General features: G+C 69.3%; 13 protein-coding genes. 6 read left to right on the forward strand and 7 right to left on the reverse strand.

Annotation, left to right across the window (positions count from 1 at the left end; genetic code table 11):
• Positions 1–88 precede the first annotated feature (88 nt).
• Positions 89–3340 carry a carbamoyl-phosphate synthase large subunit gene (gene carB / locus BLU09_RS21125; protein ID WP_090491330.1) on the forward strand — a complete coding sequence of 1084 codons (3252 nt, stop codon included), beginning with the start codon at positions 89–91 and terminating at the stop codon, positions 3338–3340.
• Positions 3341–3417: 77 nt separating this feature from the next.
• Here the strand turns inward: carB and BLU09_RS21130 are convergent, their stop codons facing one another.
• Entirely contained in the window at positions 3418–4503 is a 1086-nt protein-coding gene (locus BLU09_RS21130) for an NADH:flavin oxidoreductase (protein ID WP_090491331.1), read from the reverse strand.
• Positions 4504–4796: 293 nt separating this feature from the next.
• Between BLU09_RS21130 and BLU09_RS21135 the strand changes: the two genes are divergently transcribed.
• A complete protein-coding gene (locus tag BLU09_RS21135; protein ID WP_090491332.1) occupies positions 4797–5948 on the forward strand; it encodes a fatty acid desaturase family protein in 1152 nt (383 codons plus the stop codon).
• Positions 5949–6035: 87 nt separating this feature from the next.
• Here the strand turns inward: BLU09_RS21135 and BLU09_RS21140 are convergent, their stop codons facing one another.
• Positions 6036–6515, reverse strand: coding sequence for a hypothetical protein (locus BLU09_RS21140; RefSeq protein ID WP_011553425.1), 480 nt, complete (start codon positions 6513–6515; stop codon positions 6036–6038).
• Positions 6516–6532: 17 nt separating this feature from the next.
• Positions 6533–7771: a TonB C-terminal domain-containing protein gene (locus BLU09_RS39445; RefSeq protein ID WP_244171908.1), complete on the reverse strand. Its 1239-nt coding sequence runs from the start codon at positions 7769–7771 to the stop codon at positions 6533–6535.
• 303 nt (positions 7772–8074) lie between these two features.
• Between BLU09_RS39445 and BLU09_RS21150 the strand changes: the two genes are divergently transcribed.
• Positions 8075–8788 (forward strand): ferritin-like domain-containing protein, encoded by a 714-nt coding sequence (locus tag BLU09_RS21150; RefSeq protein ID WP_244171909.1) that lies wholly within the window; start codon positions 8075–8077, stop codon positions 8786–8788.
• 22 nt (positions 8789–8810) lie between these two features.
• Entirely contained in the window at positions 8811–9416 is a 606-nt protein-coding gene (gene def / locus BLU09_RS21155) for a peptide deformylase (RefSeq protein WP_090491335.1), read from the forward strand.
• An 18-nt stretch (positions 9417–9434) separates the two neighbouring features.
• Here the strand turns inward: def and BLU09_RS21160 are convergent, their stop codons facing one another.
• On the reverse strand, positions 9435–9929 hold the full coding sequence (locus tag BLU09_RS21160; RefSeq protein WP_090491336.1) for a PaaI family thioesterase: 495 nt from the start codon (positions 9927–9929) through the stop codon (positions 9435–9437).
• 103 nt (positions 9930–10032) lie between these two features.
• Here BLU09_RS21160 and BLU09_RS21165 point away from each other — a divergent pair, with 103 nt between their 5' ends.
• Complete coding sequence (locus tag BLU09_RS21165; RefSeq protein WP_186817666.1) at positions 10033–10881, forward strand: MBL fold metallo-hydrolase; 849 nt, start codon at positions 10033–10035, stop codon at positions 10879–10881.
• Between the two features lie 166 nt (positions 10882–11047).
• Positions 11048–12175, forward strand: a complete 1128-nt coding sequence (locus BLU09_RS21170; protein WP_244171910.1) for an FAD-dependent monooxygenase — start codon at positions 11048–11050, stop codon at positions 12173–12175.
• A 19-nt stretch (positions 12176–12194) separates the two neighbouring features.
• Here BLU09_RS21170 and BLU09_RS21175 read toward each other — a convergent pair whose 3' ends face one another.
• The 3 genes from BLU09_RS21175 to BLU09_RS21185 all read right to left on the reverse strand — a co-directional run bounded on the left by BLU09_RS21175 (position 12195) and on the right by BLU09_RS21185 (position 16762).
• On the reverse strand, positions 12195–12905 hold the full coding sequence (locus tag BLU09_RS21175; protein ID WP_244171911.1) for a hypothetical protein: 711 nt from the start codon (positions 12903–12905) through the stop codon (positions 12195–12197).
• Between the two features lie 93 nt (positions 12906–12998).
• Positions 12999–14555, reverse strand: coding sequence for a DUF4139 domain-containing protein (locus BLU09_RS21180; protein ID WP_090491340.1), 1557 nt, complete (start codon positions 14553–14555; stop codon positions 12999–13001).
• Complete coding sequence (locus tag BLU09_RS21185; RefSeq protein WP_090491341.1) at positions 14555–16762, reverse strand: mucoidy inhibitor MuiA family protein; 2208 nt, start codon at positions 16760–16762, stop codon at positions 14555–14557. Before BLU09_RS21185 ends, BLU09_RS21180 begins: the two co-directional genes overlap by 1 nt.
• Between the last annotated feature and the right edge of the window lie 123 nt (positions 16763–16885).

A 16885-nucleotide genomic window follows, 5' to 3' on the forward strand; every position in this document is an offset into this window, starting at 1 on the left:
AGCGGGCGCGGGCCCGGCGTCCGTGCGAGCAGGCGGCTTCAACACAGTCCTCGCATGTGGGGGCGGAGGTTGGTATGGGGGCGCCCCGATGCCCAAGCGTACCGATATCCGCAAGGTTCTGGTGATTGGCTCGGGTCCGATTGTCATCGGGCAAGCCGTCGAGTTCGACTACTCCGGTACACAAGCCATCAAGGCACTCCGGGATGAAGGCGTGGAGGTGGTGCTGCTCAACAGCAACCCCGCCACCGTGATGACGGACCCTGAGTTCGCGCATCGCACCTACATCGAACCGATTACGGTGGAGGCGGCGGAGCGCATCCTCGCCTCGGAGCGGCCGGACTCACTCCTTCCCACCATGGGTGGCCAGACTGCGCTCAACCTCGCCAAGGCGCTGGCGGAGCAGGGCATCCTGGAGAAGTACGGCGTGCGCCTCATCGGCGCGTCCCTGGAAGCCATCAACAAGGCCGAGGACCGCCAGCTCTTCAAGGCGGCCATGCAGAAGATTGGCGTGGCCCTGCCCAAGAGCGGCTACGCGACGACGCTGGACCAGGCGATGAGCCTGGTGGAGGACATCGGCTTCCCGGCCATCATCCGCCCGTCCTTCACGCTGGGTGGCACCGGCGGTGGCATCGCGTACAACCGCGAGGAGTTCGAGACCATCTGCCGCTCGGGCCTGAAGGCCAGCCCCACCACCACCATCCTGGTGGAGGAGAGCGTGCTGGGCTGGAAGGAGTACGAGCTCGAGGTGGTCCGCGACACGGCGGACAACGTCATCATCGTCTGCTCCATTGAAAACCTGGACCCCATGGGCGTGCACACCGGTGACTCCATCACCGTGGCGCCCGCGCAGACGCTGACGGACCGCGAGTACCAGCGGATGCGGCAGGCGTCGCTGGCCATCATCCGGGAGATTGGCGTCGACACGGGTGGCTCCAACATCCAGTTCGGCATCAATCCGAAGGACGGCCGCATGGTCGTCATCGAGATGAACCCGCGCGTGTCGCGCTCCAGCGCGCTGGCGTCGAAGGCGACGGGCTACCCCATCGCGAAGATCGCCGCGAAGCTGGCGCTGGGCTACACGCTGGATGAGCTGCGCAACGACATCACCCGCGACACGCCGGCCTCCTTCGAGCCGACGCTGGACTACGTGGTGGTGAAGGTGCCGCGCTTCAACTTCGAGAAGTTCCCGCACGCGGACCGGACGCTGACCACGAGCATGCGCTCGGTGGGTGAGGTGATGGCCATTGGCCGCACCTTCCCTGAGGCGTACATGAAGGCGCTGCGCTCCATGGAGCTGGGCCGCGTGGGCCTGGAGTCCCCGGAGCTGCCGGCGGAGAAGGAGGAGCGGGAGAAGGTGCTGCGCGAGGCGCTGCGCATCCCTCGCCCGGAGCGTCCCTGGTTCGTGGCCCAGGCCTTCCGCGAAGGCATGACGGTGGAGGACGTGCACGCGCTCTCCGCCATCGACCCCTGGTTCCTTCGCTACATCCAGATGCTGGTGAACGAGGCGCAGTCGCTCCAGGAGTACGGGCGGCTGGACCAGCTCCCGGACGAGGTGCTCCGGCAGGCCAAGGCGCACGGCTTCTCCGACAAGTATCTGGGCCGGCTGCTCGGCTACCCGGCGGAAGAGGTGCGGGCGCACCGGCACGCGCGCAACATCCGGCCCGTCTACAAGCGGGTGGATACCTGCGCCGCGGAGTTCGAGGCGTACACGCCCTACCTGTACTCCACCTACGAGGAGGAGGACGAGGCGCCGCCCACGGACCGGCAGAAGGTGCTCATCCTGGGCAGCGGCCCCATCCGCATCGGCCAGGGCATCGAGTTCGACTACGCGTGCGTCCACGCTGCCTTCGCGCTGCGCGAGGCCGGGTACGAGACGGTGATGGTCAACTGCAACCCGGAGACGGTGTCCACCGACTACGACACGTCGGACCGCCTCTACTTCGAGCCGCTGACCATCGAGGATGTGCTCGAGGTGTCCCAGCGCGAGAAGCCGGTGGGCGCCATCGTCCAGTTCGGCGGCCAGACGCCGCTGCGCATCTCCGTGCCGCTGGAGAAGGCGGGCCTGCCCATCCTGGGCACGTCGCCGGACGCCATCGACCGTGCGGAGGACCGGGAGCGCTTCGCCGCGCTCATCGAGAAGCTGGGCCTGAAGCAGCCGGAGAACGGCGTCGCGCGCAGCCACGCGGAGGCCTTCAAGGTGGCCGAGCGCATCGGCTACCCCGTCATGGTGCGGCCCTCCTACGTGCTGGGCGGCCGGGCCATGGAGACCGTCTACGACGTGGCCAGCCTGGAGCGGTACATGCGCGAGGCGGTGAGCGCATCGCCCGAGCACCCGGTGCTCATCGACCGCTTCCTAAAGGAGGCCATCGAGGTGGACCTGGACCTGGTGGCGGACCGCACGGGCGCGGTGATGATTGGCGGCGTGCTGGAGCACATCCAGGAGGCGGGCGTGCACTCCGGTGACGCCGCCGCCACGCTGCCGCCGCACTCGCTGTCGCCGGACCTGGTGGAGCGGATGAAGGACCAGGCCATCGCCCTGGCGCGCGAGCTGGGCGTGGTGGGCCTGATGAACGTGCAGTTCGCCATCCAGGGGAAGACCATCTACATCCTGGAAGTGAATCCGCGCGCGAGCCGCACGGTGCCCTTCATCTCCAAGGCCACCGGCGTGGCGATGGCGAAGATCGCCGCGCTCTGCATGGTGGGCAAGACGCTCGAGGAGTTGGGCGTCACGCAGGAGCCGGAGTTCAAGCACGTGGCGGTGAAGGAGAGCGTGTTCCCCTTCGCGCGCTTCGCGGGCGTGGACGTCATCCTCGGGCCGGAGATGAAGTCCACCGGCGAGGTGATGGGCCTGGCGAACGATTACGCCTCCGCCTTCGCCAAGAGCCAGCTCGCCGCGGGCGTGAAGCTGCCCAAGAGCGGCAAGGTGTTCATCTCCGTCAAGGATGACGACAAGCCGGCGGTGGTGGACCTGGCGCGGCGCCTGCGGAGCATGGGCTTCTCCCTCGTCGTCACCTCCGGTACGCACAAATACCTGACGACGAAGGGCATCGAGGCGCAGGTGGTGCAGAAGGTGACGGAGGGCCGCCCGAACATCGTCGACAAGATTGTCGACGGCGAAATCGTGCTGGTCATCAACACCACCTTCGGCAAGCAGGAGATCGCCGACAGCTTCTCCATCCGCCGCGAGTCGCTGATGCACTCGGTGCCGTACTACACGACGGTGCAGGCGGCGCGGATGGCGGTGGGCGCGCTGGAGTCGCTCAAGTGCACGGAACTGGAAGTGAAGCCGCTCCAGGAGTACCTGGGCATCAACGCGGCGCCCCCGGGCACCCGGCGCTGAAACGCAGCGCTCGTTGGACGTGAGTCATGCGGCCCCGCTCCTCCTGGGAGTGGGGCCGTCTGCGTTTCAGGGCCGCCTCAGGCCGGTTGGTCCGTCACGAAGCCGCGCCAGTTGCGCATGTAGTTCACGAAGACGTCGGACAGGCCCTCGGCGTTGAGCGTGGAGGGGGACAGCGGCGGCACCTGGAGCGCGTCGCCTCGCTGCACGCGGCGCGGCCAGTCATGATTCGCGATGGCCGCTCGGCCCACGGCCACGGCATCCGCGCCGCGTGCGAGCTGTGCCTCTGCCTCCTCGCGCGTGCGCACCTCGCCCGCGACCACGATGCGGACACCGGTGCCCACGGCCTGCCGGAAGAGCGGCGTCGCGTGCTGGTCCGGCCGCTTCAGGGTGTTGTGGGCCGCCTTCCACAGGGACAGGTGGAGGATGTCCACGCCCTCGCGCGTGAGCATGCGCGCGACCTCCAGCGACTCGTCCAGGTCCAGGCCCCTGGCCTGCCTCGCGTCCTCCGGCGACAGGCGCACGGCGAGGACCAGGGCGGGCGCCGCGCGCCGCACCGCGCGGACGGTCTCCTGAAGCAGGCGCCAGCGGTTCTCCAGCGAGCCGCCCCATCGGTCCTGCCGGCGGTTGAAGACGGTGCTCAGGAACTGCGAGAACAAGTAGCCGTGTGCTCCATGGAGCTCCACGGCGTCGAACCCCGCCTCGGCGCAGCGGCGCGCCGCGCTCGCGAAGGCCGCGATGACGCCCTCGATGTCGGCCTCGGTGGCTTCGCGGCAGTGGAGGCCGTCCGCGTCATACGCGCTGGCGCTCCACACCTCGCGCTGGCTGACCTCGGCGTTGGCGCGAAGTCCACCGTGGAAGAGCTGCGCGGAGAGCAGGGCGCCCCCTTCATGGATGCGCGCGGCCATGCGCTTCAGTCCGGGTAGCATCGCGTCGTCGTGAACGCCCAGCTCGCCCGGCCACGTCTTGCCGTCCTGGGAAACGTAGGCGGCGCACGTCTCCACCACGCCGAACCCGCCATCGGCGCGCATCGCGAGGAAGCGAAGCTCCGCGTCGGAGAGCGTGCCATCGGGATGGCTCTGGGTGTTCGTCAGGGGCGCCAGCCAGATGCGGTTGGGTGCGATGACACCCTTTCGGAGCTCGAGGGGCGCGAACAGGTCGGTCATGACGGCATCTCGCTTTCGAAGTGGGCGGGTCCATTCGCTCGGGCTGATGGGGGCGCCAGGCCGCTTGCCTTGCCGCGCGGCGGCCTGCTTCCCCTTGACGTCGATGTCGCCCTGTGGGCCGGACTCGGGGCGCGGGTATAACCTGCGCCTCGGGGCTCCGCATGGCCTCGTTCGAAAGCAGGGGCCGAGGGCAAAGCGTGGCTGGACGCCCGCGGACCCTGGCGGCTACGGTTCGCGCCGAGCTGTTGCCCCCCTTCGCCCGTGTCCATCTCCGCGACCGAGGAGAGCCGTTCATGCCGTCCCAGGCTGCCCCCGACTTCGACATTTCTTCCGTGGACGTGGATGGGTTTCACCGTGAGTTGAAGGCGCTTCGTGAGCAACTGGACGCATCGCTGGGTGAGGCGGATGCGGCGCACCTCCGGAAAATCGAGCGCTGGGGTCGGGCGGCGACCGCGCTGGGGGCGGCGACCTGCTGGCTGGCGCCGAATCCGCTCAGCGCGGCGGCGCTCAGTGTCGGGCGGTCCACGCGTTGGCTGCTGATGCACCACGTGGGGCATCGGGGCTACGACCGGGTGCCGGGGCTTCCGGCGTCTCGCACGGGGAAGGGGTTCGCGAAGGGGAGCCGCCGCTATCTGGACTGGCTCGACTGGATGCTGCCGGAGGCCTGGGTGTTCGAGCACAACGTGCTGCACCACTCGCACACTGGCGAGGATGCGGACCCCGACCTCCTGGAGCGCAACGCGGAGGGGACGCTGCGCAACCCGGAGCGCCCGCTGGCGCTGCGGTACGCGCAGCTCGCGCTGCTCGCGCTGACGTGGCGGGCCAGCTACTACGCGCCGGAGACGCTCAGTTCGCTGCGCCGCAAGGGCCGGCGCAAGGGTGGAGAGCTGACGCGCGAGGAGCTGAAGGAGCTGCTGCTGAGCTGCTATCTGCCGTATTCGGCCGTGCAGTTCGGGCTCTTCCCGGCGCTCTACCTGGTGTTGGGGCCGTGGGCGTCGTTCAGCGCGTTCTGCAACTCCGTGATGGCGGACGTCCTCACCAGCCTGCACACGTTCCTGGTGGTGGGACCGAACCACACGGGCGAGGACCTGTACCGGTTCGACTCGAAGCCGGAGAGCCGCGGCGAGCGCTACGTGCAGCAGGTGATTGGCAGCGCGAACTACCGCACGGGCGGGGACTTGAACGACTTCGCCCACCTGTGGCTGAACTACCAGATTGAGCACCACATCTGGCCGGACCTGCCGATGCTGAAGTACCGCGAGGTGCAGCCGCAGGTGAAGGCGCTTTGCGAGAAGTACGGCATCCCCTACGTGCAGGAGAGCGTCTGGACCCGCGCGAAGAAGATGGTGGACGTCGTGGTGGGCAAGACGTCCATGCGGAAGCTTGCGCCGAAGCGCCAGGCCCATGACGCCGGAGTGTCTGCGGCGGCCGCTCCCGCGGCGTGAAGCGGGGACGTCCGGCGACTCGGTGTAGGCCGCGAGGTTCGCCAGGGGGGAGGTCCGCCCCGGCAGCCTGTTCGTGAGCGGCGCGGCTTACGCGCGCCGCGTGGTGCGTGTCAGCGTCTTCCGCGGCGGAGCTTCGGCGGCGTCGTGCCGGACGGCCTCGACATCCACCACGCGTGAGCCATCTGGCGGAACCGGTGGGCCCAGCGTCACCACGAGCACCCGGTAGGACTCCTCCAGCCGCTTGTGCAGCTTGGAGAAGATCAGCTGGGCGGTGCCGGGCATGTCCTCGGTGTACGTGAAGTACCAGCGCAGCTCGTCCAGGCGGCCGTAGAAGTGGTCCACCACGGCTTGTTCCTGTTCGGGCAGGTGGATGAGCTGGTCGAACGCGCCGTCGGCGTACCGTGACGCGATGGTGCCCAGGAGCGGTTCGCGGCTGCGCAGACGGGAGAAGAGGGCGAACATCTCATCCCGGCGGGCATCGAGCCTGCGCATGATGCCCGCGGCGTCCATCGCGAGCAGGTTTCGGACGCGGGAGGCCATCTCATCGGCCTTCTTGCGACGAGCCATGGCGCGTCAGCCTAGCATCAGTAGACGCGCAACAAGTGGGACCGGCACACGAACCGTGGGTTGCGGAAGTCGATGACCTCGATTTCGCCCGTCGTCTCCTCGAAGCGTCCGGCCAGGATGCCAGCAGCGCTCGTCGCGGCGATGTACCAGGCGTCCTGTCCCTTCAGTTCCTTGAGCTTGCGCAGGTACACGACGCGGCCTTCCACCGCCCACAAGGTACGGATGCCGTCGGCTCGGACACCTCGCGCGCCGGCGGGTGGCGCAGCGAGCTTCGCCAGTGACGCCGGAATGGCGTTCAGGACGTAGGCGTCGTAGGCCGGGTTGCCACTCAACGAGACGAGCTTCGCATCGCGCAGGGTGCCATCCACTTCCTGCGTCAGCTCCAGCGTCACGACGAGCTTCGAGCCGCCACCCGTGGCCAGATGTTGGAGCTCCTGACCCGCATGGGCCAAGAGGCGTGGACGCTCCATGGATTCGTCTCCGGCGCGCTGCTGGAGGTCGTAGAGCCGTTCGGTCGTGGTGGGCGCCTTCGGCGGTGGGCCGTCTCCTGGATTGCCAGCCGCTCCGAAGCTGCTGGCTCGGGAAGCCCAGGCGGTCCCTGCCTGATTCACCAGGCTGGTTCCAGGGAATACCGGCGCATCCTCGAGGCCCTTCTCAAGCGCCTCCCGAAGGCGGCTGAAATACGGGTCGATGAGACCGTTGGCGACGCGAAGCTGGGCCTGCTCGTCGACGATGAATTCCTCCACACGCCCCGCGACGATGGCCTCCTCCTGCGCGGCGAGCTGCTCACGGGAAGGGGCCGGGTCACCAGGGCGCAACGTGCGTCCACTCGGAGTCCTTGGACCGTCGAGCGGCGCTCCTCCTGGCACCAGGAACGAGGGCAGGGGCTCGGCGCCAACCTGGAGTTGTTGTGGCCTGCGCGGGGCGTCCGGCGGCGATGCGATGGTCTCCGGCGCAGCACCCGTGTCGGGTGCGTCGAGAGGGGCAGGGGATGGCGCTGCGACGAGGCCATCCCCGGCCGGTGTCTTTCTCACCTGCTTTCCCTTGGGACGAGGCGTGGACGCCGAAGGTGCAGGCTGCCGCGGGGGAGGTGGAGGCGTCAGCACAGGTGGCGTGGTGACGATGTCCACCGCGAGCGGCTTCGACGTGACGGCCCGGCGAGGTGCGCGCTCCGGCGGGTCGACAGACCCAAGCAGCAAGAGCAGCCCCACGTGGATGACGAGCGATGCCAGCGCGGCCCCGCCGAGTCGTCGCATCCTCCGCATCTCGACGCTCACGCTCCCTGGGACGGGTCACCACGTCCTACCAGCATACCCAGCACGGCCGTTGGTCTGGACACGCCTACGTCCCGCCGTGCGCGCCATTGCGTGCAGTCCCCATCAGGACACGGGGTGCGACCGTGCGGTGCCCAACGCAATGACTCACTGCGACAAGCGACTCCTTTACCGCCGTCTGTCTCGCGCGTCGGTTACGATCAGTGCTTCGAGGCCACCATGAACAACGCTCCTGATGATGGCTGTCCGGCTGACCCGCGCTTGCTGCGGAGGCCGGGTAGAACGATGCCAGACGCGCTCCGGCAGTTCGTCGCGGAGACCTGGGTCTTCCGCAGGCAGGAGGAGCTGGAGGCGGGGCTGCGCTTCGCCCGATTGGCGGGAGCGCTCGAGCAACTGGCCACGCCTGAGACGCTGGTGGAACTCGCGCGCCGCGCTGCGGAGGACGAACGGCGCCACGCGGGCATGTGCGAGCTGATGGCGCGCACCTACGGACAAGCGGTCATGCCCACTGTTCCCCTGGTCGCGCGGGAGACTGCTCCGCAAGCCCTCGGCTTCCGCGAGCGCGTGCTCTACGAAGTCGTCGCCGCCTGCTGCATCTCGGAGACGGAGAGCACGGCCGGGTTGACCTCGGTGCTGGCCGTGGATGGACCACCCCGGGTGCGCGCGGTGCTTCGAGACATCCTTCGGGACGAGGTCGCGCACAGCCGGCTGGGGTGGGCCTACCTCGCGCATGCAGCCCAATCGGGCTCCGTGGCGTTCCTGTCGCCGTACCTGCCTGCGATGCTGGAGGAAAGCGTGTCGCCCAGGCTCTTCGCGAAGGGCCTGTCCGATGCGGAGGGGGCCATGCTCCTGGCGCACGGCGTGTTGCCGCATGCGCGCAAGCTCGAGGTGTTCATCCAGGCCCTGCACGACGTCGTCTTTCCCGGGCTGGAACGGTGCGGAGTGGACACCACTCCTGGACGGCAGTGGGTGGAGCATTGTCGTCGGTCGGGAGCCTAGCGGGCCCTGCTACGCTGGCGGCATGGTGCTCAAGATTGTCCAGGCAGGGGACCCGGTGCTGCGTCGGAAGGCGCGCGATTTGACGCCGGAGGAGATTGCCAGTCCGGAGACGGCGCGGCTCATCGAGCAGATGCGCGACACGATGCGGGACGCCCCCGGCGTCGGGCTGGCGGCGCCCCAGGTGGGCGTGGGCCTGCGAGTCGTCGTCATCGAGGACCGGCCTGAGTATCAAGCAGGCCTCTCGGAGAGCGAGCGGGCGGCGCGAGGACGGAAGCCCGTTCCCTTCCACGTGCTCATCAATCCCCGGCTGGTGGTGGAGGACGCGGCACCCGCGGAGTTCCACGAAGGGTGTTTGAGCGTGTCGGGCTTCGCGGCCCTGGTGCCCCGCGCTTGCGCCGTGCGTGTGGATGCACTCGATGAGCACGGCCAGCCCGTGACCGTCCAGGCCCGGGGCTGGTACGCGCGCATTCTCCAACACGAGCTGGACCACCTGGACGGCACGCTCTACGTGGACCGGATGGAGACACGGAGCTTCACCACCGCGGAGAACCATCGCCGGTACCAGGCGGGGCGCAGCACCGCGGAGCTGCGCGCCGAGCTGGGGCTGCCAGTGCCCGACAAGGGGTAGGGCACGACGTCGTTCGCGTCAGCCTTCGCGGCCGTGCGCCGCGGCCTTCAACTGGGCCGTGTCGACGCGGACGAAGATGGAATCACCCACTGCGGTCAGCGTCTCACCCGCGAAGACTTCGCAGAGGACTCGGCTCTTGCGTCCGACTTCGCCCTCGACGCGTGCACGGAGGGTGAGCGGGACGCCCATGGGCGTGGGTTTGATGAACTTCACGCCCAGGCTTCCGGTGACGCATTCGATGACCGGCGAGCTGCCAGGTGAGCGGCCCTCGGCGCGGTAGTGGTACGCCATGGCCGTCCAGTTCGAATGGCAGTCGACCAGCATGGCAATCAGCCCGCCGTAGACGAGCTCCGGCCAGCCGCTGTACCGGGCATCGGGCGTGTGGCGTGCCACCACGTGGATGCCGTCCTCATCCCAGTAGCTTTGGATGTGCAGGCCGTGAGGGTTCTTGCTGCCGCAGCCGTAGCAGATACCTTCTGGCGCGACGACTTCCTGGAGAGATGAGGTTTCCATGGGGGGCCCTGATGGGAAGGGAGGCGCAACGATGCGCACATCCTGGCCCAGCAGGGGCCTTTCGTCGCGTGTCTCGTCCATGCCCAGGATAGTGTCCGTGCCGATGCTCACTGAAGTCCAGGCAGGTCCCTACACCGTCCGAGGCGTGTCCGTGGGCGGCGTGTACACGTCGCTCCAGGTCCCCGAACTGGACGTCGTGCTCGACGTGGGGCTACCCATTCGTTCCTTTTGTGGCTCGGACCGCATCTTCTTGAGCCACGCGCACCCGGACCATGCCAGCGGGCTCGGCTCGTTGCTCGGCATCCGTCGGCTCATCGGCAAGGGCGCACCCCAGCTCTTCCTGCCCGCGGAGATCGAGGCGAACGTCCAGGCGTCGCTCGCCGTGATGTCACGGCTGCACCACACCGCCATGGAGGTGCACACCGTGCCGATGTTGCCAGGGGACGTGCGGCCCCTGGGGCAAGGTCTGTTTGTCCGCGCGTTCCGGACGCATCACCCGGTGCCGTCGCTCGGCTACCAGTTCTTCCGCCGTGTCGCGAAGCTCCGCCCCGAGCACCAGTCACTCCCGCCTCAGGAAATCGCCAGGCGGCGGCAAGCAGGCGAAGCGCTCTTTGACGAAGTGGAGCGGCTGGAGCTGGCCTATGCCACCGACACCCTGTCCCGCGTCCTGGACACGGAGCCGGGCCTCTTCGACTCGCGCGTGCTCATCCTCGAGTGCACCTTCGTCGACGCGCGCCACTCCGTGCAGGACGCTCAGGCGAAGGCGCATCTCCACCTGGACGAACTCCTCGCGCGCGCGGACCAGTTCCGCAACGAGGCCCTGGTCCTCATGCACTTCAGCCAGGCGCTTCCCCCTGAATCCGTCCACGCCACGTTGCGCGCGCGACTGCCGCCGTCGCTGGCCGAACGCGTCCGCGTCTTCGCTCCCGAAGCGGGCCGCTGGTTCGGGTGAGCCGCGCCCGTGACGTCCGTGTCGGAGCGCCAGACCCGGTACGGCAACGACGTGGCGGTGGTGCAGCACGGACCTCTCGTTACTGTGTTGCACATGAATCGCGACTCGCCACGGCATACCTGTTAAAGCGCGGCGCATGAGCACGTCATCGCCCAGGCATGTTCTCGTGGCTGGGGCTGGAATTGGTGGACTCACGCTGGCTTGCGCGCTTCGGCGCGCGGGCCTCTCCGTCACTGTCTTCGAGCGCTCCGACACCTTGAAATGGGTGGGTGCGGGCCTCACGGTTCAGATGAACGCCTCGGCGGCCCTGCGCCGCGTCGGCCTGTGCGACGAGGTGGCCCAGGCCGGTGCGTGTCCCACGGACAGCGCGATTCTGAAGCCGTCGGGCTCGGCGCTCACGCGGCTTCCGGTGACTCGAATTCAGGAGGAGTTGGGGCTGCCGCTGGTGTGTATCCACAGGGCGCGGCTCCAGTCCGTGCTGCTGGCCCATGCCGGGGAGGAGAACGTCCGGATGGGGCTCACCGTGACGGCGTTTCACGACGACGGGCAGACGGTGACGGTGCGGTTGTCGGACGGCAGCTCGGTGACGGGCGATGCGCTGGTGGGCGCGGACGGGCTGCGTTCGGTGGTGCGCGGGGCGCTGCTGGGCGACGCGCCGTTGCGCTATTCGGGCTACACGAGCTGGCGGGGCGTGTGCTCAGACGTCCCGAGCGCGACGCCGGGACTTGTTTCAGAGACGTGGGGGCCTGGGGCGCGCTTCGGTGTGGTGCCCATTGGCTTCGGGCAAACGTACTGGTTCGCCACGCAGAATGCTCCGGCCGGAGGGCAGGATGCCCCCGGGGAGACACGGGCCCGGTTGCAGTCCCTCTTCGGCGGGTGGCACGCGCCCATCGCGGACCTGATTGCCGCGACGGAGGAAGCGAACATCATCCGCACGGACATCCACGACCGGCCGCCCGCCAGCCGCTGGAGCCGGGGCCGGGTGACCTTGTTGGGAGACGCCGCGCACCCGATGACGCCCAACATGGGGCAGGGCGGGTGTCAGGCCATCGAGGATGCCGTGGTGCTGGCCGAGCTGCTGGCCGCGGAGGGCCCCGTGGACGCGGCGCTGGCGGCCTACGAGCAACGCCGGCTCGAGCGTGCCAACAGCTTCGTGACGCGTTCCTGGAGCCTGGGGCGCGTGGCCCAGTGGGAGAGTTCAGCGGGGCGCTTCATTCGTAATGCGCTCTTCCAACTCGTGCCTCGAGGGCTCGCCGCCCGGCAGGTCCGCGCGTTGGTGCGCGACGCCGAGTAGGGCGCTCGAGGCGCGGTTTCTAGAGGTCCAGTCCAAGCAGCGCCCCCGCGAACGGGCCGTCGAGCGAAACCGTGAACGCGGCCGCATCAGGCGTCGGCTGGAGCCCGTCCGCCTGTTCGAAGTAGCGCGCATAGCCCCCATGGACGCGCGCATGGACGTAACGACTCAGCTTGACCTGGATCGCAGCCAGTCCGCCCGCGCCGAAGGCCCACTTGCGCATGCGGCCCTCATAGAAGTTGTTGCCGCCAATGGGCGTGTAGCCCGGCTCCCCTGGCTGCACCTGACCAATCTGCCCCGTGGGCAGTGAGACCTCCGCCGCGCTGCCGAACGCGCTCACCCCGAGCGTCACGTGTCGTGTCAGCGAGAACCGCTTCTCCAGCCCCGGCCGCAGCGCCAGCACCTGGACGTCACCACCCGCCAGGTACCAGTCGATGCCGTTCGTCCACCACCAGTCGCTCCGTTCGGAGCCACGGAGGAGGTTGAAGTGGAGTCCGCCGGAAAGGCGCGCGGCTCCGCTTCGGGCGTTCACCGTCTTCACCCGTGAACGCAGCGTTGGCACCTCCGTCGCGGGATGCCGCATCGGAGACAGCGTCCCACCGACCTCCACCGCGAGCTGTGGCGGCGGGAGCGTCGCTTCCTGCGCTGGGGGCGGCTCTGCTCCCAGGGCTGGAGAGGACAGGCAGGCAGACATCAGCAAGCCGATGGTGGACACCGCGCGAGTGACGCACATGGGGCTTCCTCCCGGGGGGATGAATGCTTCCGCCGGAACCACGGTGGAAGTCCCGGCCCCCCGGGGCTGTTTCGCGGTGGAACCCGGGCCTGCTCAGAGCCCGGCCACCTTCGCCGCGCTCGTCACCACGTAGTCCATCGCCAGCTCCTGCTGCGAGCGGGGCGACGCCGTCAGCTCGAAGCGGACGATGCCATCCTCGCTGACGCGCGCGGGCGCGGGCTTCGTGCTCTCCCGCTGCAACTGGATTTCCACCGACTCCACCTCGGAGACGGGAATCCGTTCCTCGATGGCCACCGGCACCGCCTTCGCGCCCATGTTGGAGAGGAACAGCCGCACCTTGTGCGTCGTCACCTTGCGGCCGGTGAGCCGGCTGGTCTCCCGCCCCACGTCCTCCGTTCGCGCCACGCGCAGCGCGTCCTCGCTGCCGAAGCCCAGCTTCACGCGCTCGCCCTTGCCGGTGAAGCGCAGCTGCGCACGCCCCACATAGCCGTGGGTCCGCACCAGCTTCACGGGGCCCGCGAGCAACACCGTGGGGCCCGTGTTGTCGAACCGGGCCACGCGGTGCACCAGGGGGGACTGCTCCGGCATGGCCACCAGCTCGGAGGTCGCGGGCGCGGTGAACTGGAACAGGGGCACGCGGTAGGGCTCGCCGTCCGGTGGCACACTGGCCCGATGCGGGGCCGTCACCGTCAGCGGTTCACCTCCGTCGTCCATGCCCGGTAGCGCGTCCTCCCGCCGGGCAGCGCCGGGCTCGCCCGCGGTCTGGATGACCTCCTCACGGATGGCCACCTCCACCACCTGCTTCTCGCGCTCCGTCTTGTCCCGCAGCCACAGCCGGTCCTCCTGGAGCCGCGGCGGCGTGGCGCCCAGCGTGGGCCGCGCGGTGGAGAACGCCAACTCCACGTCCTTCCACTCCTCGCCGGTGCGCTGCCAGACGACGGCCTCGCACTCCAGGGTGACGGACTCACCGGAGGCTTCGCGGGACAGCGTGGCGCGGTAGGACGGCCGCCAGGCCGTGCAGGGCACCAGGTACGTGACGGACAGCGTGGCGGGCCCGCCCGTGGGGTGGCCCACCTCCAGCTCGGCCTGCGTGTCGACCGTTGGCTCCAGGAGCTCGACAGCCGTCTGCGAGGCCCGTGCTTCGTCGAGCTGCTCCCGCAGTCGCAACGTCCGGCGCGCAGCCTCCCTGAGCGCCGAGTCCGCGGACAGCTGCTCGCGGCGCACCGTCTCCAACTGCTCCCGCCACGTCTCCGGCCGCGACTGTCCGGCGCCTGCCTGCTCGGAGATGGCGCGGTGGACATCGGCGCGCGCGGTGTCCAACAGCCGCAGCCGCGCCGCCAGCCGGGTTTCGTCCGCGACCACGCGCCGGAGCTCCTGCTCCAGCTCCGCGACGCGCTTTCCGAGCGCCGTGCGGTGTTCGCGCTCGGCCTCGGGTGGTTGCGGCTTCGTCGCCCGGCGGATGCGTGCCTGGGAGATGGTGCCACCCGCGACCTTCGCCTGGAGCGAACGGTCCACGGCGAGCGGGGACAGTCCCTGGATGACCAGTCGCTGCGTTCCCACCGACAGGGGAATCTCCCCCCGCCGCTCGACGAGCGCCCGGTCCTCGAGGACGGTGACCTTGACCACGGGCAGGGTGAAAGGGGTGCCCATCATGTCCTCCGGTTGCCGCCGCCGAGCATCTTGTTGCCCGGAATCTTGACGGTCCATGTCGCCTTCAGCGTCTGTGCTTCACCTGGCTGGAGCACCACGCGCCACGCGCGCTCGCCCTCCACCTTCGCTTCACCGGGCAAGGGCAGGCGCTTCTGCCAGAGCGGGGCCACTTCCAACTCCTCCACCTTGATGTCCTTCTCCGTGTGGACGGGAACGGTCGGCACGCGCTCGCACACCTCGACCAGGACGCGATTGCTCAGCCGGTTGGCCAGCTCCACCGACACGTGGTGCGTCAGCATCGTCGAGCCGCCGAACATGCCGCCCGTCGCCTCGTCGAACCGTGTGTTGCGCGCGACCTTGATGGACTCCTCCACACCGAGCCCCAGCCGCTGGGTCGAGCCCGGGGCCATGGTGGGCAAGGGGGACGTCATCAGGAACTCGTTCTCCAGCGTGACGTCCACGGGACCTGCCAGCAGCGGATACGGCGTCCGGTTCTCCACGCGCACCGTGCGGAACGCACGCGGCTCCACGGAGGGGACGCAGACGTATTCCGCGGACAGCCCCACGGGCACCGACAACACCGGCACGGTGTGCCACGCTCCATCCGAAGGCACGTCCGCGCGCGTCTCCACATCGAAGCGCGCATCGAAGTGCGGCGAGGACGTGCGTGGCGGCTGGGACCACGCTGGCGCGGGGGCGGCCCAGATGGAAGAGGTCTCCTGCAGACTCAGGGCGACTCGCACGGTGATGTCGATCTGCGCGTGGACCTCCGCCAGGGCCACCAGCTCCTGGGTGAGGTGCCCGGGGCGCGGTTGCAACCTGCCACGCGCGCCCAGGTCATCCGCGGGCGGCATGGTCAGGCGGTCGTAGTCCAGCAGTGCGTCGGAGGGCTCCTGCCTCGGAGGTGTTCGCTCGCCACCGCCACCGCCACCGCCCAGCGAGGCGGTATCCATGCTGAGCCCGTCTCCGTCATCGTCGAATGAACTCTCGGGCTCCTCCTCGAACTCGGCCGGAGGTGGCGGTCGGCGCGCGCGCGACATCAGGCCACCACCTCGCGATCGCGATCGCGTCTCCTCATCCTCGGGGGCAGCGGCACTGGGGCGCATCGGAGCACTTCGAGGGGCCGCCGCCGGCGGAGGCGGTGGCGCGGCCGCTTCCGGCATGGCGAAGTCGGGCTTGGGCGCGACGGGCACGGCACTGCGCTTGTTCTTCCGGGGCTGCTCGAGGCCGGCGGGCATGGGCTCGGGCTCGGCTGGGAGCTCGGGCTGAACCGGCGTGGGCGTCCGCGTGGCGTCGTAGCCCGCGAACAGCTCCTCGAGCCCCGGTGGCGCCTCCCTCCAGCCCGAACGCGCGGGAGCCGGTTGATGGCGGCCAATGCGCAGCGCCTTCAGCTCGGGGACTTCCGCATGCCGGGCGAGGTCCGCGGTGGAGACCGCGAGCTTCACCCCGGTCCAGTCCTCGCCGGTGCGCTGGAGCACGGAGGCGCGCATGCGCAGCGTTCCCTCTTCCAGCGTGCGCGGCAGGCGCAAGTCGTAGGTGGGCACCCAGCGCGCCCCCTGCACGGCGTATTCGAGCGCGAGCCGCGCCCCCAGGTCCGCGGGGAGGGGGCCCGACAGCGTCAGCACGACCGCGCGGTACACGCGGGCGCGCTGGCCTCGCACGGACGAAGAGGCTTCGGCGACGCGGTTGCGCCGCAAGCGCAGCTCGGCTTCGGCGTCACGCTGCTGCCGCTCCAGGTCCAGCTTCCGCGAATGCAGCGCGGCGAGCTCGGTGTCCACGAAGGACATGAGGGACAGCATCGCGGACACGGGGGCGTCCCGGGGCTCCTGCGCTTCCTTCGGCCGGGGCGGAAACCCGGGGGACAGCTTCGACAGCGCATCCAGTTCCTGCCCCACGCGCGCGAGCTGTTGGGTGAGGTCGGCGAGGCGGTGCTCGGCTTCTTCCAAGGCGCGGTGCTCCGCGGGCACGTCGACTTCAGGCGGAAGCTGGACGTCATAGGTGGGACGAAGGTCGCGCACGGCGAGTCCCGACGGGCCGTGCACCACGGACGCCCGGAGCGAGCCGGGTTGCAGCGACAGGGGCAGTCCATTGATTCGCACCTGCGTGGGCAGCATCCCCCCCGCCGTGGGAATCGTGGCGACCCGCGTACAAAGCGCCCCCTCCGCGTGGACGGTGACGGCTTCGAGGTTCGATGTGACGACGAGCATGGCTGCTCACCGTAATCGAGGTGTCTGATAAAAATCAGTCCCCCCAGACAAAAGGCACCAACCCGTGAGGTCGGGATGCCCTGGGGCCGGATTGACGACACGCTGCCATTGGAGCTAGCGCGC

Source organism: Myxococcus virescens (assembly GCF_900101905.1).
GTDB classification, from domain to species: Bacteria; Myxococcota; Myxococcia; order Myxococcales; family Myxococcaceae; genus Myxococcus; species Myxococcus virescens.